At 66.0% G+C, this 18,846-nt stretch carries 17 protein-coding genes and 1 tRNA gene; 10 read left to right on the plus strand and 8 right to left on the minus strand.

Features of this window, described 5'->3' with window-relative positions; genetic code table 11:
• The first annotated feature begins 3 nt into the window (after positions 1-3).
• From HTS88_RS08160 to HTS88_RS08175, 4 genes are all read left to right on the plus strand, one after another.
• Positions 4-951, plus strand: coding sequence for a metallophosphoesterase (locus HTS88_RS08160; RefSeq protein ID WP_174177208.1), 948 nt, complete (start codon positions 4-6; stop codon positions 949-951).
• 153 nt (positions 952-1,104) lie between these two features.
• On the plus strand, positions 1,105-2,925 hold the full coding sequence (locus tag HTS88_RS08165) for an ABC transporter ATP-binding protein (RefSeq protein ID WP_174177210.1): 1,821 nt from the start codon (positions 1,105-1,107) through the stop codon (positions 2,923-2,925).
• Positions 2,922-4,748 carry an ABC transporter ATP-binding protein gene (locus tag HTS88_RS08170; RefSeq protein ID WP_174177212.1) on the plus strand — a complete coding sequence of 609 codons (1,827 nt, stop codon included), beginning with the start codon at positions 2,922-2,924 and terminating at the stop codon, positions 4,746-4,748. The genes HTS88_RS08165 and HTS88_RS08170 overlap by 4 nt, the downstream gene beginning before the upstream one ends.
• Positions 4,749-4,803: 55 nt before the next feature.
• Positions 4,804-4,880: transfer RNA gene (locus HTS88_RS08175), tRNA-Pro, on the plus strand.
• A 104-nt stretch (positions 4,881-4,984) separates the two neighbouring features.
• Here the strand turns inward: HTS88_RS08175 and HTS88_RS08180 are convergent.
• Positions 4,985-5,200, minus strand: coding sequence for a hypothetical protein (locus HTS88_RS08180; protein ID WP_174177214.1), 216 nt, complete (start codon positions 5,198-5,200; stop codon positions 4,985-4,987).
• Positions 5,201-5,333: 133 nt separating this feature from the next.
• Between HTS88_RS08180 and HTS88_RS08185 the strand changes: the two genes are divergently transcribed.
• On the plus strand, positions 5,334-6,599 hold the full coding sequence (locus HTS88_RS08185; protein WP_174177215.1) for a helix-turn-helix domain-containing protein: 1,266 nt from the start codon (positions 5,334-5,336) through the stop codon (positions 6,597-6,599).
• 35 nt (positions 6,600-6,634) lie between these two features.
• Here HTS88_RS08185 and HTS88_RS08190 read toward each other — a convergent pair whose 3' ends face one another.
• On the minus strand, positions 6,635-7,573 hold the full coding sequence (locus HTS88_RS08190; RefSeq protein WP_174177217.1) for a phosphoribosylaminoimidazolesuccinocarboxamide synthase: 939 nt from the start codon (positions 7,571-7,573) through the stop codon (positions 6,635-6,637).
• A 1-nt stretch (position 7,574) separates the two neighbouring features.
• Entirely contained in the window at positions 7,575-8,891 is a 1,317-nt protein-coding gene (purD, locus tag HTS88_RS08195; protein WP_174177219.1) for a phosphoribosylamine--glycine ligase, read from the minus strand.
• Between the two features lie 111 nt (positions 8,892-9,002).
• Here purD and HTS88_RS08200 point away from each other — a divergent pair, with 111 nt between their 5' ends.
• On the plus strand, positions 9,003-10,610 hold the full coding sequence (locus HTS88_RS08200) for a molybdopterin-dependent oxidoreductase (protein WP_174177221.1): 1,608 nt from the start codon (positions 9,003-9,005) through the stop codon (positions 10,608-10,610).
• Between the two features lie 36 nt (positions 10,611-10,646).
• A complete protein-coding gene (locus HTS88_RS08205) occupies positions 10,647-11,663 on the plus strand; it encodes an asparaginase (protein ID WP_174177223.1) in 1,017 nt (338 codons plus the stop codon).
• A gap of 48 nt (positions 11,664-11,711) precedes the next feature.
• On the opposite strand, the gene HTS88_RS08210 is transcribed toward HTS88_RS08205, so the two are convergent.
• A complete protein-coding gene (locus tag HTS88_RS08210) occupies positions 11,712-12,083 on the minus strand; it encodes a VOC family protein (protein WP_174177225.1) in 372 nt (123 codons plus the stop codon).
• 122 nt (positions 12,084-12,205) lie between these two features.
• Between HTS88_RS08210 and HTS88_RS08215 the strand changes: the two genes are divergently transcribed.
• Positions 12,206-12,583, plus strand: a complete 378-nt coding sequence (locus HTS88_RS08215) for a sterol carrier family protein (RefSeq protein ID WP_174177227.1) — start codon at positions 12,206-12,208, stop codon at positions 12,581-12,583.
• Positions 12,584-12,611: 28 nt separating this feature from the next.
• On the opposite strand, the gene HTS88_RS08220 is transcribed toward HTS88_RS08215, so the two are convergent.
• From HTS88_RS08220 to HTS88_RS08230, 3 genes are read right to left on the minus strand one after another with little or no spacing between them, the layout of a single operon-like run.
• Positions 12,612-13,373 carry an SDR family oxidoreductase gene (locus tag HTS88_RS08220; RefSeq protein WP_174177229.1) on the minus strand — a complete coding sequence of 254 codons (762 nt, stop codon included), beginning with the start codon at positions 13,371-13,373 and terminating at the stop codon, positions 12,612-12,614.
• A gap of 23 nt (positions 13,374-13,396) precedes the next feature.
• The gene (locus HTS88_RS08225) at positions 13,397-14,140 is read right to left on the minus strand and encodes an aspartate/glutamate racemase family protein (protein ID WP_174177231.1); all 744 of its coding nucleotides are present in this window, start codon (positions 14,138-14,140) and stop codon (positions 13,397-13,399) included.
• A gap of 10 nt (positions 14,141-14,150) precedes the next feature.
• On the minus strand, positions 14,151-15,671 hold the full coding sequence (locus HTS88_RS08230; RefSeq protein ID WP_174177233.1) for an NCS1 family nucleobase:cation symporter-1: 1,521 nt from the start codon (positions 15,669-15,671) through the stop codon (positions 14,151-14,153).
• A gap of 54 nt (positions 15,672-15,725) precedes the next feature.
• On the opposite strand from HTS88_RS08230, the gene HTS88_RS08235 reads away from it, so the two are divergent.
• Together HTS88_RS08235 and nboR are read left to right on the plus strand one after the other, a co-directional pair.
• Positions 15,726-17,516: a transketolase-like TK C-terminal-containing protein gene (locus HTS88_RS08235; RefSeq protein ID WP_343044904.1), complete on the plus strand. Its 1,791-nt coding sequence runs from the start codon at positions 15,726-15,728 to the stop codon at positions 17,514-17,516.
• Between the two features lie 24 nt (positions 17,517-17,540).
• On the plus strand, positions 17,541-18,170 hold the full coding sequence (gene nboR, locus HTS88_RS08240; protein ID WP_174177235.1) for a nicotine blue oxidoreductase: 630 nt from the start codon (positions 17,541-17,543) through the stop codon (positions 18,168-18,170).
• On the opposite strand, the gene HTS88_RS08245 is transcribed toward nboR, so the two are convergent.
• Positions 18,167-18,835, minus strand: a complete 669-nt coding sequence (locus HTS88_RS08245; RefSeq protein WP_174177237.1) for a uracil-DNA glycosylase — start codon at positions 18,833-18,835, stop codon at positions 18,167-18,169. The two genes, nboR and HTS88_RS08245, sit on opposite strands and share 4 nt — an antisense overlap.
• Positions 18,836-18,846: the final 11 nt, after the last annotated feature.

An 18,846-nucleotide genomic window follows, 5' to 3' on the forward strand; every position in this document is an offset into this window, starting at 1 on the left:
CCGATGACGTCCACCACTACGCTGGCAGGCCGCGCCCGGACTATCGGACGCGGCCTTGCCGTCACTGCAGGGGCCGGCGTTGCCGCCGGGGCAGCCGCCTTCGGATATGGCCTGTGGGAGAAGGACCAGTTCGTCCTCCGCGAGGAAACCCTGGCCATCCTGCCGCCGGGACACGGCCCGTTCCGCATTCTCCACCTGAGCGATATCCACTTCATTACCGGACAGAAGAAGAAGGCGGCCTGGCTCCAGTCCCTGGCCGACCTCAAGCCGGACCTGGTGGCCAACACGGGCGACAACCTCAGCCATCCCAAAGCCGTGGACCCCCTGCTGGCCGCCCTGCGGCCGCTGATGGACTTCCCCGGGGTATTCGTTCCAGGCTCCAACGACTACTTTGCGCCGAGCCCGAAGAATCCTGCCCTCTACCTGCTGGGGCCCTCCAAGGTGAAGCCCAAACCCAAGATGCTGGACTGGCCCCGGCTGCGCTCAGGCTTCGGCATGGCCGGCTGGGTGGACCTGACCAACCGCCACCAGTCCTTGGTGCTGAACGGCATGCGCTTTGACTTCTCCGGGGTTGACGATCCCCACCTGAAGCGCGAAAAATACGCCGGCTGGCCCCGTGGAACCGTGAACCAGGACGCCGCCGACCACCTCAAAGTAGCCGTCATCCATGCGCCCTACCAGCGGGTGCTGGACCACTTCACCGAGGACGGCGCCGACCTCCTCCTCGCCGGCCACACGCACGGGGGCCAGATCTGCATCCCGGGCTACGGCGCGCTGGTGGCCAACTGCGACCTTCCCACATGGCGGGCAAAGGGGCTCAACGACTGGCAGAGCAATGGACGTACGACGCCGGTCAACGTGTCCGGCGGCATCGGCACCTCCCGCTTCGCTCCGGTAAGGATCGCCTGCAAGCCCGAGGCAGTCCTGCTGACCCTGACCTCACCCAGCTGATCCCGCTGCGCGTGCAGCATCATGTTGCATTGCACAACGCAATAACTGGCCAAGCTCTTTATCACGCCGAAATTCCTGTGAACCGCCTCACGTCCATGGCATAGGGTAGTTGCTACGGGAAACTACATTCGTTTTAGAGCTTGAGAAGCGGGCATGGCCAAGCAATCTTCATTCTTTCGATCAATCAGTCGTCTCTACCCCCATGTCCGGCCCATCATTCCGCGGCTGCTGCTGGGACTCGTGTGCGCGCTGCTGGCCAGCATCGTTGCACTGTCGATCCCCCAGGTCCTGCGGGTGCTGGTCAACGAGTCGCTGCAGCCGGGCGGCGCCAGCGAAGCCATCTGGGTTTCGGCCGGCATCATTTTGGTCCTGGGCATAGCTGAGGCGGGACTGGTGGCACTCCGCCGCCAGTTCGTGATCAATCCGGCCACTACGGTGGAAACCCGGATGCGGGTGTCCCTTTATGACCACCTGCAGGAGCTCACGGTCTCCTTCCACGACCGCTGGGGTTCCGGCCAGCTGCTGTCCCGGGCCATGACGGACCTCAACTTCCTGCGCCGCTGGATGGCGTTTGGCGCCATCATGCTGGTGGTCACCACGCTCACCGTGATCATTGGCATTGCCGTGATGTTCGCAATGAGCTGGCAGCTCGCCCTGATCTTCCTGGCCGCAGCCGTGCCCATCATGGCCTACAGCTTCCGGTTCCGCACCCGGTTCAGCAAGGTGGCCCGCCGCAGCCAGGACCAGGCCGGCGACCTGGCCACCACGGTGGAGGAGTCGGTGCACGGCATCCGTGTGCTCAAGGCCTTCGGCCGCAGCCGGGAAGCACTCGAAAACTTCGAGGAACAAGCCGAAGAGCTGCGCCAAACAGAGATCGACAAAGCACGCCACCAGGCCATGTTCACCATGGTGGTCACACTCTTGCCGGAACTCGCACTGGGGGCAGGCCTGGTGGTGGGCATCATGCTCTGCGCCAGCGGGCAACTGAGCATCGGCGCGCTGGTGGCCTTCTTTGCCACCGCGGCCGTTATTGCCTCACCCGTGGAATTCTCCGGCATGCTGCTGGCCATGGCACTCACCGCCAAGACCGCCGTCGACCGCCACTACGAAGTCATGGATTCCGCCAACACCATCACCAGTCCCCCGGAACCGCGCCTGCCCCGCCAGCTCGCGGGCGCCCTCGAATTCCACAACGCCACCTTCGCCTACGAGGATGCCCGGGACAAACCCATCCTAAAGAACGTCAGCCTGGACGTCCGGCCCGGTGAAACCATGGCCCTGGTGGGAATCACGGGCAGCGGCAAGAGCGCGCTGATCCAGCTGGTGCCCCGGCTGTATGACGTCACCGACGGATTCATCAGCATCGACGGCGTGGACCTGCGGGACTTCGACGTGGAGGAGCTGCGCCGCATCGTGGCGGTGGCCTTCGAGGACACCACCCTGTTCTCCAACTCCGTCCGGGACAATGTGCTGCTCGGCGCCCCGGTCCGCAGCGACGCCGTCCTGGAGGAAGCACTGGATGTTGCCCAGGCACACTTCGCGTACTCCCTGCCCCAGGGCCTGGACACCCTGATCGGCGAGGAAGGCCTGAGCCTGTCCGGCGGGCAGCGCCAGCGGATTGCCCTGGCCCGTGCCATCGCGGCCCGCCCCCGCGTGCTGGTGCTGGATGACCCGCTCTCCGCCCTTGACGTCCATACGGAGGAACTGGTGGAGACCCGGCTCCGTGCGGTCCTGAAGGACACCACCACCCTGATCGTCGCGCACAGGCCGTCCACCGTGGCCCTCGCGGACCGGGTGGCGCTGCTTGAAGAGGGCCGGATCACCGCCGTCGGAACCCACACGGAACTCCTGGCGGGCAACGACCATTACCGCTACGTCATTGCGAGCCTGGACCAGGAACCCCGGGACCTGGACTCGGAACTCTCGGACCTCAAGGCAGAAGCAGTTATCCAGGAAGCGGAGGTCACCCGATGAGCGCCGCCTCCTTCGGCACTGCCAATGAAGACAATGCCCACCTCAGCAAGGATGACAGCAGGGCCGTCCGACGGCGGTCACTGGCGCTCCTGCGGTCACTGATCCGGCCGGTGCGGCTCCGGTTCTGGCTGACCATCGCCATGGTGGTCCTCTCCCAGGCTGCAAGGGTGGCCGGGCCGGCGCTGATCGCCTTTGGCATCGACCGCGCCCTGCCCGCCCTGCAGGCCGGAGACAACGCGCCCCTGGTGTTCACCGGCGCCGCCTACCTCCTTGCCGCCATTGCGACGGCGGGGCTCACGGCTTTGTACGTCACGTCCACCGCGAAGCTCAGCCAGGCCATGCTGCTGGACCTGCGCCTGCGGGTCTTCCGCCAGACCCAGGGGCTGAGCCTCGAGTTCCACGAAAAGTACACGTCCGGACGGATCATCGCCCGGCAGACGTCGGACCTGGAAGCCCTTCGCGAACTCCTGGACTCCGGTGTCAGCTCGCTGGCGTCAGGCATGCTGTTCATGGTCTTCACTGCCATCACCGTGTTTGCCCTGGACTGGCGGAGCGGGCTGCTGGTGCTGGCCGCCGGCGTGCCCATGTTCTTCCTGGCCCGCTGGTACCAGAAGCACTCCCAGATCGCCTTCCGCGAATCCCGGGTGGTGTCCGCCCGGCTCATTGTGCACTTCGTGGAAACCATGACCGGCATCCGCGCCGTCAAGGCGTTCCGCAAGGAGCAGGAAAACTCCGGCCGGTACGGCCAGTTGGCCGAGGACTACCGGCGGGTCACCGTACGCTCCATCAACCTCAACGGCATCTTCCAGCCGGGGCTGGTCCTGATCGGCAACGTCTGTGTGGCTGTGGTCCTGCTCTTCGGCGGCTTCCGCGTCCTCGGCGGCGACCTGGAGGTCGGGGTGTTGCTGGCACTCATCCTTTCCACCAAGCGGTTCTTCCAGCCGGTGGACCAGATGGCCATGTTCTACAACTCCTTCCAGAGCGCGCAGGCGGCGCTCGAGAAGGTCTCGGGGCTCCTGGAGGAGGTGCCGACGGTCCGCCCGCCCAAGAACCCGGTCGCCCTGAAGCAGGCCAGAGGATCCATCGACTTCAACGGCGTGGAGTTCCGCTACGGCGACGGACCGCTGATCGTTCCCACCCTGGACCTGCACATTCCCGCAGGCCAGACTGTTGCCCTGGTGGGCCAGACGGGTGCCGGCAAGTCCACGCTGGCGAAGCTGATAGCACGCTTCTACGACGTCTCCGCCGGATCGCTCACGCTCGACGGGGTCGACGTCCGCAACCTGGGCACCACGGATCTCCGCCGGAACATCGTGATGGTCACCCAGGAGGCCTTCCTGTTCAGCGGCTCGGTGGCAGACAACATCGCCCTGGGCCGCCCGGAGGCTTCCCGGGCGGAGATCGAGGAAGCGGCCAAAGCCGTAGGCGCCCACGACTTCATCATGGAACTGCCCGAAGGCTACGACACCGACGTCAACAAGCGCGGCGGCCGTGTCTCGTCCGGGCAGCGGCAGCTCATCAGTTTTGCCCGGGCGTTCCTGGCCCGACCTGCCGTACTGATCCTGGACGAGGCGACGTCCTCCCTGGACATCCCCTCCGAGAGGCTGGTGCAGCAGGGCCTTGCGCGGCTCCTGGCGGGCACGGAAGCGGCCCGCAGGACGGCCCTCATCATCGCCCACCGCCTGTCCACGGTGGAGACCGCTGACAGGGTGCTGGTGGTGCACGACGGCCGGATCGTGGAGGACGGAAGCCCGGCTGAACTCATTGGCGGGGGCGGCCGCTTTGCGGACCTCCACGGCGCCTGGAAGGATTCGCTGGTCTGATTTCGCATCGGGACCCGGCATCGGCTATCCTTGTAAAGTTGCTTTTGCAGCGGATCGGGATGTAGCGCAGCTTGGTAGCGCGCTTCGTTCGGGACGAAGAGGTCGCAGGTTCAAATCCTGTCATCCCGACCAAAAAGGAAGAGGGTCTCCATGCGGAGGCCCTCTTCCTTCTTAAAAGGAATGGCCCCGAAGCTTGCGCTCCGGGGCCATCCTCGCCTCCATGTGTGAGGAAGCTATTACATCGGGTCGGGCCAGTTGCCTACGTACGTGGTGTACGAGGTATCCGTGCTCTTGTCCTTGGTCTTCTTGGACATCGGGTCCGGCCAGTTTCCTACGGCTACCGACGTTCCGGCAGAGTCCCCGAGGGAACCGGCAGACAGGACAGCTGGAGCCGCAGCAGAAAAAGCAAGTGCCCCTGCCAGTACGGCTGCGGTTGCGATCTTCTTCAACATAAATAGGTTCCTCAATACGAGTCGGATTCGTTACAAAGCCAGCACTGTCCTTGTTGACATACATTGTAAAATGTTTTCCACAGGGACTGTCAAGCATTTTGTACGAAGACCGTCCGGAAAAGGAGGAAATCCCGTGGGCAACGGATTCGGGGAGAAGCTCCGTGCGGAGCGTCTCGAACGGGGGCTGACACAGGCGGAACTGGGAAAGGACCTGTATTCCCCCAGCTATATTTCACTACTTGAGACCGGCCGCAGGGAACCTACGGCGGAGGTGATCGAGGAACTTGCACGCAGGCTGGAACTGGCACCCAAGGCGCTGGAAGCCTGGAGCCAGCCCATCTCGGTGAGCGACGCCGAATACGTCCTCGCCGGATTGTACGCAAGGCAGGCGTGGGACCTGAGGGACTATCAGCTCGCGGCAAGCCACGCCGCCACAGCTGCCAAGATAGCCCTCGAAGGCAGGAACACGAGCGCCTGGTGGAACATGACGTACATGCAGGCCGAGTGCCTCATCAAGCAGGGCAACTGGCAGGAATGCCAGCGCATCATGCAGCACCTGCTGGAGCACCCCATGGCCACGGAATCGGCCGGCCTCGCTGTACGGGCCCGCCAGATGCTCGCCGGCATCTCCCAGGGCCAGGGCCAGCTGAGCGCGGCGGTGGACCACGCCATGGAGGCCGTGCGGCTGTGTTCCCAGCTGCCGAAGGGTTCCACGCTCATCATCGGGGCGCACCGGGCACTGATCGGCGCACTTGCCGAAAGCGGCCGGCTCGACGAAGCCTGGAAATACTGCCAGGCGATGATCGACCACGTGGATGAGCACTCCATGTCCCAGCTCGCCGGCGAAGTGGCGTGGGTGATCGGCAACGTGGCCTTCATGCGGCACGACTACCAGGAGGGCATCAAGCACCACGAACGGGCTGCCCGGCTGCTCTCCCCCGCCAACGACATCGAACTGTGGGCCCGGTTCAACAAAGCCTCGGCTGCCGTTCGCCTGTCCTCCGGGATCGTTGAGCCGGAGACGCTGTCATCGATCGAACGGGCCGAACTGGCCCTGTCCATCGTGGGTGGCAACAAGTCCGACCAGCTGGAGGTCGCCTTCATCCGCGCCCGCTGGCTGTACCTGACCGGTGACATCGTTGCCGCCGTCGAGAAGCTCCGCGAAATCCATGCGGAACGCGCCAGCCTGGCAAAGCACACCGCCGGTGAAGTCTCGCTGCTGCTGGGCAAGTCCCTCAAGGCCGCGGGTGAATCCGAGGAAGCCCTGGTGCACCTCGAGGAAGCCCAGAAAGCCTTCAGTGCGGCAGGAGCGGCTGACCGCGTCCAGCAGGCGATGGACGCGGTCCTGGAAATAAAACTGGCCCAGCAGCGCGCCGCGGCCGCTGCCAAAGCCAGCTAGCAAAGCACCATCCGCCGGGAGCAGCTGGGGCTCCGTCAGGCGAAGGTTTTCCCCGTCAGTTTCTCGTAGGCCTCGACGTAGCGGCCGCGGGTACGGTCAACAACCTCGTTGGGCAGCGCCGGTGGCGGCGTATCCGAGGACCTGTCCCAGCCTGATTCGGCAGACATCAGCCAATCGCGCACATACTGTTTGTCGTAGGACGGCTGTGCCTGGCCCGGCTGGTAGGTGGCGGCATCCCAGAAGCGCGAGGAATCCGGCGTCAGCACCTCATCCCCCAGGGTGATGAGCCCCGTCACCGGGTCATAGCCAAATTCGACTTTTGTATCGGCCAGGATGATGCCCCGCTCACGGGTGATTTTCTCGGCGGTGTTGTAGATCTTGAGCGTCAGCTCGCTGAGGCGTCCGGCAATATCGTCGCCAACCATCACCACCACGGCGTCGTAGGTGATGTTCTCGTCGTGCTCGCCCACCTCGGCTTTGGCCGATGGCGTGAAGATGGCACGGTCCAGCCGCGACCCGTCAACCAGGCCCTCCGGCAGCGGAATGCTGCACACAGTCCCCGAGGCTTTGTATTCCTGCAGGCCGGAGCCTGTGAGGTAGCCGCGGGCGATGCACTCCACCGGGAACATGTCCAGCTTCTTGCAGATCATGGCCCGGCCTTCCACCTCGGCCGGGACGCCGTCTTCCACCGTGGAGCCCAGGACGTGGTGGTCCACGTCCAGCTGGTCGAACCACCACAGGCTGAGCTGGGTAAGGATGCGCCCCTTGTCCGGAATCAGGGAGGACAGGACGTGGTCATAGGCGCTGATCCGGTCGCTGGCCACCACCAGCACGCAGTCCTGGCCCATACGCTGCAGGACGGCCTCGTCAGCCGGCTCGTAGAGGTCCCTGACCTTGCCGGAGTAGACGTGCGTCCATCCGGGAAGGTCCAGGGTCTTGGTGTTGAAACCGCGGGGTGCTGGATCGTTGCTCATGTCAGGCCTTCGTCTTGGTCCCGTGGAGGGATGCGCTGGCAGTGGAGGGGACCTTTATTTCCCCGCGGGCGGCTTTTCCGCCAATGTCGGTGCGGAACTGCGAGCCCTCAAGCTGGACCAGCTCCACGCCGTCGTACGCTTTTTCCCGCGCGTCCACGAGGTCGCTGCCGAGGGCGACGACGGCGAGCACGCGCCCTCCTGCGGACACCACTTTGCCGTCCTCGTCGAAGGCCGTGCCGGCGTGGATGACGTGGACGCCTTCGAGCTCCTCCACCTTTTTGAGCCCGCGGATGCGGTCCCCGGTGCGGGGGGTGTCGGGGTAGTTTTCGGACGCGACGACGACGGCGACGGCAGTTTCCTTGGCCCACCGCAGCTCTTCCGCCTTGTCCAGTTCGCCCTTGGCGGCTGCCAGCAGCAGGGCACCGAGCGGGGTCTTCAACCGTGCCAGCACGGCCTGTGTTTCCGGATCGCCGAAGCGGACATTGAACTCGATGACGCGGGTGCCGCGCGAGGTGAGGGCCAGCCCCACGAACAACACGCCGACGAACGGGGTGCCGCGGCGGGCCATCTCGTTGACGGTGGGCTGGGCCACGCGCTCAATGACTTCCTGGACAAGGCCTTCCGGTGCCCACTCGAGCGGAGTGTAGGCACCCATGCCGCCGGTGTTGGGGCCTTCGTCGTTGTCGAAGATCCGCTTGAAGTCCTGGGCGGGTGAAAGCGCCACGGTGTTGTGGCCGTCGCACAGGACGAACAGCGAAACCTCGGGACCATCCAGGAACTCCTCGATCACCACCGAGCCGCCGGCATCGAAACAGGACTGCGCGTGGGCGAGGGCCTCCCCGCGGTCCTTGGTGACCACCACGCCCTTGCCTGCGGCGAGGCCGTCATCCTTCACCACGTAGGGTGCACCGAAAGTGTCCAGGGCCGATTCGGCTTCCCCAGCGTTCGTGGCCACCATGGCCATGGCCGTGGGCACTCCCGCTTCCGCCATGATTTCCTTGGCGAACGCCTTGGACGCTTCCAGCTGGGCTGCAGCCTTGCTGGGTCCGAACACGGGGATGCCCGCCTCGCGGACGGCGTCGGACACACCCGCGGCCAGCGGCGCCTCGGGGCCAACCACCACTAGGTCCACCGTCAGCCGAGTGGCCAGGGCGGCGACGGCGTCGGGATCGTTGCCGTCGATTTTGTGGGTGGGGACCAGCTTGCTGATGCCGGCGTTGCCGGGTGCTGCATGGACCTCGGACACGTTGGGGTCGGCGAGCAGGGAGCGGACAATGGCGTGTTCGCGGCCTCCGGGGCCAATGACGAGTACCTTCACAGTCTCCAAGGGTACTTTGTGCACCCTGCGTGCTCCTAAGCTGTGTCACCGCCAATACCGCATCGGCGTCCGGGCGACAATCCCGGACCCTGTCCGCTCCGAATACCCGTCATGGAGAAGCTGAAGAACTGGTTCCGGGGACCCACTGCAATGGCGGCGCTGGCAGGCGTGGTGGCGGCCGCCGTCGTCCTTGCCGTGGCCGAACTGCTCGGGGCATTCTTCACCGCCCGCGCCACGCCGCTGATAGCCCTGGGATCAACTTTCATCGACTTCACCCCGTCATGGCTGAAGGACTTCGCCATCGCCACGTTCGGCACCAATGACAAGGTTGCCCTCTTCGCGGGCATGGGCGTCACCATCACCCTGCTGGCGTGCGTGCTGGGCGTGGTGGCCTACCGCAGATGGGCGCTGGGCGTCGTTGGCGTCCTGTTCATGGGTGCCGTCATCGTGGCCAGCGTGGTGACCCGCGCCGGCGTCGGGCCCTTTGAAGCGCTGCCGTCAGTGGCCGGAACCCTGGCCGGCCTTCTGGTGCTGCGGTTCCTGGTCAAAAAGCTGCCGGCAACCAAGGCGTGGCCGGAAGCGCCGGCCGGCAGCGCCGTCGCTGATTTCCCGGACGTGGTGGCCGGGCCGGGGCAAGCGTCCCGCGCCGCAACCAGCCGCCGCCGCTTTTTCGCGGCGGCCGGAATCACCGCTGCCGCTGCCGGCCTGGCCGCAACAGGAGGCCGGCTGCTGGGCGCCGCCCGCAGCAACATCCTCCAGGCGCGGGATTCCCTGCAACTGCCCGCACCCGCCAAGGCAGCGCCGGCCGTTCCCGCCGGCGTCCAGTCTCCGGTGCCCGGGGTGGCGCCCTGGGTGACGCCAAACGGCGAGTTCTACCGCATCGACACCGCGCTTAGCGTGCCGGAAATTGACGTGGCGGACTGGGAACTCCGGGTCCACGGCATGGTTGAGGAGGAAATCCACCTCACGTTCCAGGACCTGCTCGACGCCGACCTGATCGAATCCCATGTGACGCTCACCTGTGTGTCCAACCCCGTGGGCGGCAACCTTGCCGGCAACGCCAAATGGCTGGGGTTCCCCCTCCGCGAGGTGCTCAAGCGGGCCCGGCCCAAGGATGGAGCAGACATGGTGCTCTCCACGTCCATCGACGGTTTCAGCGCCTCAACGCCCCTGGAGGTGCTGCAGGACGACCGGGACGCAATGCTGGCCATCGGCATGAACGGCGAGCCGCTCCCGCTGGAGCACGGCTACCCGGTGCGGATGGTGGTCCCCGGCCTGTACGGTTTTGTCTCCGCCACCAAGTGGGTGGTGGACCTGGAAGTCACCCGGTTCGCCGACAGCAAGGCGTACTGGACGGAGCGGGGCTGGTCCGAACGCGGCCCCATCAAGACCATGGCCCGGGTGGACGTTCCCAAGTCCTTCGCCAAGGTGCCTGCCGGCAAGGTTGCCGTGGGGGGCACCGCCTGGGCACAGACACGGGGCATCAGCAAAGTGGAAATCCAGGTGGACGACGGCGAGTGGATGGAAGCCGAGCTTTCCACGGAGGCGTCGCTGGTCACCTGGCGGCAATGGTCCTACCAGTGGGACGCCGCTCCCGGGCCGCACTACATCAAGGTCCGGGCCACCGACGGCTCCGGCGAGGTGCAGACAGACCAGCGCGCCGACCCTGTTCCCGATGGCGCGTCCGGGTGGCAGTCCGTGATGGTCACCGTGGAATAGCGCGGCATTCGGAGGGGCGACCCATAGACTGGCACCATGCCCCACAACCCCCATGCCACCTTTACCGTGGACTCCGCCGTGGAACTGGCCGTCGTCGAACGCAGCGGTTTTGTGGAATCCCGGCACATCGGGTCTGCCGTCCTCCTGGCAGCGGACGGATCCGTGGTCACTGAGCTGGGCGACATCAACACGCCCATCCTGGCCAGGTCCACGCTCAAGCCGTTCCAGGCTTTGGCGTCCATGCAGTCCGGCGTCCCGCTGCGGGGCGCCCAGGTGGCTGTTGCCTGTGGAAGCCACACCGGGTCCCTGGACCATATGGACGTGGTGGCGGGGATGCTCAAGGCCGCCGGAGTCCGTGAGGACCAGCTGCAGTGCCCGGAGGCATGGCCGCAGGATGAGACGGCCCGGAACTGGCTGGTGCGCTCCGAAAAGGGGAAGTCGCGCCTGGCCTTCAACTGCTCCGGCAAGCACGCCGCGTTCCTGTGGGCCTGCACGGAAAACGGGTGGGACACGCACAGCTACCTGGAGCCCAACCATCCGCTCCAGCAGCGGGTCCGCACTGTGGTGGAGGAATACACGGGCGAGAAAATTGCCCACCTGGGCATCGACGGCTGCGGTGCACCCGTGGCAGCGGTGTCCCTCAAGGGGCTTGCCCGGGGGTACTCGCAGCTGGCAAAAGCACCGGGCGACCAGAGCTTTAGCGCCCGCGCCGCCACCATCGCCACGTCGATGCTGGACTACCCCTGGGCCGTCCAGGGCATCGGCGAGGCCAACACGCTGGTCATGGATGAGCTGGGGGTTATTGCCAAAATTGGCGCGGAAGGCGTCCTGGCCATGGCTACGGCCCAGGGTGTCTCGGTGGCAGTCAAAATCCTGGACGGGAACGTGCGTGCCACGTCGCTGGTGGCCCTGACCCTCCTGGCCGCGGCCGGCGCGGTGGAGATCCCCGGTGTTGCCAGCGTCCTGGAAAGAGTGGTTGATCCGGTGCTGGGCGGCGGCAGGCCGGTCGGCAAGATCCGGCTCGGCCCGGCGGTCTCCGCGCTTCTGGACTAGGTGCTTGTGACTGGGCGCTCTTGGACAGGGCAGGCACGGCTGGACGCCTCACACGTGCTGGTCCACGATAATCGGGTTGCCGTCCGGGTCAACAATAATGAAGCTCGCCGGCCCTGCTGTTCCTTCCTCCGCTTCGCTGGCGAAAGTGACTCCCTGGCCCCGCAGTTCCCGCTGAAGGTCACGGATATCCGTAAAGGACTCCAGCGGCTGGGCGTCCTGGTCCCAGCCAGGGTTGAAGGTCAGCGCGTTCCTCTCCAACATCCCCTGGAAAAGTCCCACCACCGCCTGGCCATTTTTCAGGATCAGCCAGTTCTGCCCGATGTCACCGGCAAAACGCGTGAACCCAAGTTTTTCGTAGAAAGCCGTTGAAGCGGCGATGTCCTTGACGTTGAGGCTTACTGAGAAAGCGCCGAGCTGCACGGGCCGTTCCTTTCCCTCTGTGGCGGGTGCTACCGATCGTACTCCCCCGATTCCTCCCTGTTAGGCATCCGCGGTACTCTGGTTGCCTTTGCCGCTGCATCCCCACGAAAGGGGCCCGAAACATGGCTGTAGCCCGTCGCCGGATCGACCCGAAGGAAGGCGCCGCAGCGGTGGAGGCATGGCGCAAAGCCGCCGGACCGTCGTCGGACGTTCCTGTCCCGCGGACCATCCTTGCAACGGCGGTGCGCTATACGCTCGAGGAAGTCACTGCGCGGGCGCCGGGAAATTCGGTGGAGGTGCGGGTGCCGCCGTTCGGCGTCACCCAGTGCGTGGAAGGCCCGCGGCACACGCGCGGCACGCCTCCCAATGTGATTGAGTGCGACGCCGCCACCTGGCTTGCGATGGTGACCGGCCAGTTGGGCTGGGCGGACGCGGTGGCCGCGCACAAGGTGGCCGCCTCCGGCCTCCGCGCGGACCTCTCCGCGCTGCTCCCCCTCTAGTACCAGAGTTTTTGGGTCAGCCCGGGGGTCAGCCGCGGCCGATGAACGGCATCCCCGCGGCGGTGATGACCACAGATCCGACGCTGGCCGACGGCGGCATGCCTGCCATCATCAGGACCGCACGGGCGGCGTCCGCAACCGGGAAGGTCGGCTCCACCCTGCGGCTGCCGTCCGCCTGCAGCGCCCCCGCGCCCACGCCGATGGTGTCCATGATGTCCGTGGCCGTATTGCCGATATCGATCTGCCCGCACGTGATCCCATAGCCCCGCCCGTCCAGCTCAATGCTTTTGGTCAGGCCGGACATGGCGTGCTTGGTGACGGCGTAGGCCACCGTCCGGGGCCGGGGCGAGTGCGCGGAGATGGAGCCGTTGTTGATGATCCGCCCGCCCTTCGGGTCCTGCGCCTTCATGGCCCGGACCGCGGCCGCGGCGCACAGCATGGAACCCGTCAGGTTGACCGCGAGGGTGGCGTTCCAGTCCTCCAGCGAAATCTCATCCACGCTGGCTGCCGGGCCGAACACGCCGGCGTTGTTGAACAGCAGGTCCACCCGGCCCCACCGCCGGCGGACGGCGTCGAAAAGATGCTCGACGTCGTCCTGCCGGGTGACGTCGCACGGCACCACCAGCGCTTCGGGGTGATCGTCCGCCGTCTCTTTCAACTGCGCTTCCCGGCGGCCCGCCAGCGCTACCCGGTATCCGGCGGCCAGCATCTGCCGGGCCACCTCCCGCCCGATGCCGGAACCTGCTCCGGTAACGACGGCAACCCGCGCGGCGGAAGGGGTAGTGTTCACGCTGTTCTCCTCGGGATCTGCTGCTAAAGGGCGGCGGGCACGCCAGTGCTGTTCAGCGGCCAGCCTATGACGGTCTTGGGCCGCGGCGCAGCGTAGGTCCGCACCTTGGAGGTGGACAGTCGCATGCGGACCAGGGATTCAGCGATGGCCACGGCGGAGGCCACGCCGTCCACCACGGGCACTCCGGACCGCAGCCTGATCTGCTCGTCCAGTCCTGCCATTCCGCCGCAACCGAGCACAATCACCTCGGCCTTGTCCTGGCTGACGGCCAGCATCGCCTGGTTGATGATGGCTTCGACGGCGCGCTCCGGTTCCTCCTCAAGTTCAAGGACGGCCATGCCGCTGGCCCGGACGGAGGCGCAGCGCGCGTCGAGTCCGGCGAGCTTGAGCCGGTCCTCGATGAGCGGAACGGTGCGGTCCAGCGTGGTGACCACCGAGTACTTGTGCCCCAGGAACATGGCGGTGCTGGCGGCGGCCTCGGTGATGTCCACCACCGGGACATCCAGGAGCTCCTGCAGCCCTTCCCGTCCGTGCTCGCCGTAGCCGGCCTGCACAACGGCGTCGAACGGCTCCGGGTAGGAGGTGACGGCGTCCATCACGGCAATGGCGGCCAGGTAGCTTTCGAAGTTCCCTTCGCAGGAGTCGGCCCCGAACCGGGGTGTGATTCCCACGATCTCCGTGCCCGGCGCGGCGATGCTGCGTGCCGAAGCGGCGATGGAATCCGTCATGGACTGGGTGGTGTTGACGTTCGCAACGAGTATGCGCATCAGGGGATCCTTAGTGTTTGCTGGCGACGGCGATGGCCTCGCCGTCGCGGTCTTCGAGCCGCTGTGAGCGGTCGGCGATGAAGAAGTACACAACGGCTGCGATGCCGGCGGCGAAGAACCAGGCGAAGGGTGCTGCCGCGGCCAGCGCCGGGACGAAGGCGATGAGGAGAGCAAGGACGGCGGCCGGCACCATGGCGATGATGGCCCTGGGGTTGACGCCGTTCTTGTAGTAGTAGGTGCCCTCCGGCGAGGCTGTGTACAGCTCGGGGACGTTGACCTTGCCGCGGCGGATCAGCCAGTAGTCAGCCATGACGACGCCGAACAGCGGGCCGAGGAGGGCTCCGAGGCCGCCGAGGAAGTACACGATGACCAGCGGGTTGTTGTAGAGGTTCCAGGGCAGGATGACCAGGCCAATGACGGCGCTGACGATGGCGGCCTTGCGGAAGTCCAGGTGTTTGGGGAACAGGTTGGTAAGGGCGTAGACCGGAGCCACGAAGTTGGCCATGAGGTTGACCGCGATGGTCAGGATCAGCAGGGCCAGGCATGCCAGGACCAGGAAGAGCGTGTTGGGGATGGTCTGGACGATGTCCGAGGGGCTCTCGATGATGGTGCCGTTGATTTTGAACTGACCTCCCGCCATCACGACGACGATGGCGCCGAAGACGAGCATGTTGATGGGAATCCCCCAGAAGTTTCCGCTGACCACGGCCTTCTTGGAGACGGCGGACCGGGTGAAGTCGCAGAAGTTCAGGACGAACGTGCCGTAGATGGAGACCCAGAGCGCGCCGCCTGCGAAGATTGTCAGCCACATTTGCGGCCCTTCGAGGGCGTTGTCCGAGGACCAGGCGATGGCGCCGCCGGCTTCCATGAAGATCCAGACGGCGATGGCGGCCATGGTGACCAGGATGATCGGTCCTGCGAAGGCCTCATACTTGCGGATCATCTCCATGCCGAAGCTCACGATGACCAGTTGGACAACCCAGAGGATGACGAAGGCGATCCATCCCAGGGTGGACAGCCCCAGGATGGAGTCCTTGTCCAGCGCTCCGAGGCCCGGGAACATGGCCACGAGCATCACGCGGAAGACGACGGATGCGAGGTAGGTCTGGATGCCGAACCACGCGACGGCGACAGCGCCTCGGAGCAGGCTGGCGATTTGGGCGCCGCGGATGCCGAAGCTGATCCTGCTCATTACCGGGAAGGGGACCCCGGTTTTGACGCCCATGAATCCTGAGAGATTCAGGAGGCCGAAGAGCAGGGCAGCTCCGATGCCGAGTGCCAGCAGGATCTGCCAGCCGCCCAGTCCCAGGGCGAACAGTCCGATGGCGAAGGCGTAGTTGCCGAGGCTGTGGACATCGTTGGCCCAGAGGGTGAAGATGCTGTAGCCGGACCAGCTTCGGCCGGCGCGCTTGGTGGGGGCGAGATCGACGTTGTAAAGGGTGGGGCTGATGGCCTGGCCTGAAGCTGCGCTGGCTGATTCACAAAGAGCTTCGACGCCTGTGGCGGAGTGGGCTGAAGAGTCTGACGGCATTGTCAGGTCTGGAGCCTTTTCGACGCCGACCGGAAGGACACCGACGGGTCACTGGTGAAGATCATGAACGAAACCCCCGACGGCGACTACCAGACCTACAAGGCAGAATCCGGCGGGTTCGTCCGCGAACACTTCTTCGGCAAGGACCCGGCCACCAAGGACCTCGTCGCGGACCTCACCGATGACCAGATCTGGAACCTCAAACGCGGCGGCCACGACTACCGCAAGGTCTACGCCGCATACAAGGCCGCCACCGAATTCAAGGGCAAACCCACCGTCATCCTCGCCAAAACCGTCAAAGGCTACGGCCTCGGACCGAGGTTTGAAGGCAGGAATGCCACGCACCAGATGAAAAAGCTGACTGTCGAGGACCTCAAGGAGTTTCGGGACTACCTGCGGATCCCCATTACCGATGCGCAACTGGAAGCGGATCCCTATGCCCCGCCGTACTTCCACCCCGGGCATGATGCACCGGAGATCGCCTACCTCCACGAACGGCGGAAGGCGCTGGGCGGTGCCGTTCCTGAACGCCGGTCGTCCCATGATGCCGTTGCGTTGCCGGATCCCAAGACGTTTGACGTTGCCAAACGCGGCTCGGGAAAACAGCAGGCCGCCACCACCATGGCCTTTGTCAGGCTCCTGAAAGACCTCATCCGGGACAAGAACTTCGGGCACCGGATTGTGCCCATCGTCCCGGACGAATCGAGGACGTTCGGCATGGACGCCTTCTTCCCCACCGCGAAGATCTACAACCCCACGGGCCAGAACTACCTCTCCGTGGACCGCGACCTGGTCCTGGCGTACAAGGAATCCGCCCAGGGCCAGCTGATCCACCCCGGCATCAACGAAGCCGGCGCCGTGGCAGCCTTCACCGCCGCCGGCACCGCCTACGCCACCCACGGCGTGCCCCTGGTCCCGGTCTACGTGTTCTACTCCATGTTCGGCTTCCAGCGCACCGGCGACGCCTTCTGGGCCGCAGCAGACCAAATGACCCGCGGCTTCATCATCGGCGCCACCGCAGGACGGACCACCCTCACCGGCGAAGGCCTCCAGCACGCCGACGGCCACTCCCCCCTCCTGGCCTCCACCAACCCCGCCGTCGTCACCTACGACCCCGCCTACGGCTACGAAATGGGCCACATCATCCGCGACGGCCTCGAACGCATGTACGGGGAAAAGTCCGACGGCGGCGCGGCAGGTTCACAGGACCGGAACCTGATGTACTACCTGACCGTCTACAACGAGCCGATCACCCAGCCCGCCGAACCGGAGAACCTCGATGTGGAAGGTGTGCTGAAAGGCATCTACCGGGTGTCGGCGTCGGACCTTGCAGGACCGAAGACCCAGATCCTCGCCTCCGGCGTCTCCGTCCCCTGGGCCCTCGAAGCCCAGCGGATCCTCGCCGAAGACTGGTCAGTCTCCGCGGACGTCTGGTCCGTGACCTCCTGGAACGAACTGCGCCGCGACGGACTCGCCGCCGAGGAGGAAGCCTTCCTCAACCCCGGCGAACCCGCCCGCGTCCCCTTCGTCACCCAGCAATTGGCTGATGCGCAAGGGCCGGTCGTTGCGGTCTCGGACTACATGAAGGCCGTCCCCGACCAGATCCGCCAGTTCCTCCCGAACCAGTTCGCCTCGCTCGGCGCGGACGGCTTCGGCTTCTCCGACACCCGCGCCGCCGCCCGCCGCTACTTCAAGAACGACACCCACTCCATCGTGGTGAAAGCCTTGCAGATGCTCGCGGCGAGGGGCGAAGTCGAGGAGGGGGCGCCGTCGTACGCCCTGGACCGCTACAAACTCCTGGACGTGAACGCCGGAACCACAGGAGGGGCCGGCGGCGACGCCTGAGACAACAAGAGTTAGGGTGTGGCTATGCGGAACACGGAGGCGGCGGGCACCACCGGCGTTGTGCTCGCGGCCGGCGGCGGCGCCAGATTGGGACGCGGTCCCAAGGCGCTGCTCCCCTACCGTGACCGGCCCCTGGTGGAAGCGGTCGCTGAAGCGCTGCTCGACGGAGGCTGCCGCGAGGTTGTGGTGGTGCTCGGCGCAGGCGCCCGGGACGTCCTGGCCGCCGCAAGGCTGGACGGCTGCCGCACGGTGGTGAACCATGAGTGGCAGTCAGGGATGGGGAGTTCCCTGCTGCTGGGCAACGCCGCCGCCGATCCCCGGGATCACGTGATGATTGCGCTCGTGGACCAGCCCGGCCTGTCCTCCCTGGCGGTGGCGCGGCTGCTTTCGTCCCACCGTCCGGGCCGGGTCACCGCTGCGGCGTACGACGACGGCGCTGCCGCAGCGCAGGGTGGGGACGGCGGGCTCCGCCGCGGCCACCCCCTGGTGATCGATGCTTCCCTGCGCCAGTCAGTGGCTGCAACCGTGATGGGCGATGCCGGGGCGCGCGCCTTCCTGCGCAGCCACCCGGAACTGGTGGACGAGGTGGATTGCAGTGATCTCTCCAGCGGCCTGGATGTTGACACGCCGGAGCAGCTCTACCTCCTGGACTAGCTCTGCCTGTTGGGCTGCGTGGTGATGCTTCCGGCGAGCAACTCCTCCAGGCCGCGCTTGAAGCCCGAGCGCCCGCCGTGGGCCGGATGCCGGACCTTGGGCGCATCCACGCCGCTGGCCTGCAGGCTTCGGTGGGCGATGTTTCCCACGGCAACCACTGCCTCAATGCTGAACAGCTCCACCAGCGACTGCCAGTAGGGCATGCCCAGCTTTGCTTCCGTGATCCGCGGCGTCCGGTTGGACTGCGGTTCTCCCGGGACATGGGTGTGCCAGGGGCAGGCACTCCACAGCAAAGGCAGGAAGTCCAGTTCCGCCAGGACCTCCCACATCACCGTCGCCGTCGGCTCGGCAGCCACTCCCTCCGCCTCGGCGGGCAGGGCGTAGCCTTTGCCCGGCCCGAATAGCCCGAAGATATTGGCCGGTCCCTGGAACATCGTGCGGTTGGTGAAGGGCACGCCCGTGATCCGCATGCCCCTGAAACCGGGGGCCTCGCCCAGCAGCAGCACCCTCGGCGAACGGTCCAGCATTTCGGAGAGGTACAGCTCCAGGTTGCGCCGGCGCACAGCATTGCCGGGGTGGCTGTGGTCAAGGAAGTTGTTGCGGCCCGGCACCGTGGGCACGGCCGCGAGCCCGTCCACAAAAGAGGCAATGGAACGGTCTGTCACCGGCGTGCTCC

It is taken from the genome of Pseudarthrobacter oxydans (genome assembly GCF_013314975.1).
Lineage (GTDB): Bacteria > Actinomycetota > Actinomycetes > Actinomycetales > Micrococcaceae > Arthrobacter > Arthrobacter oxydans.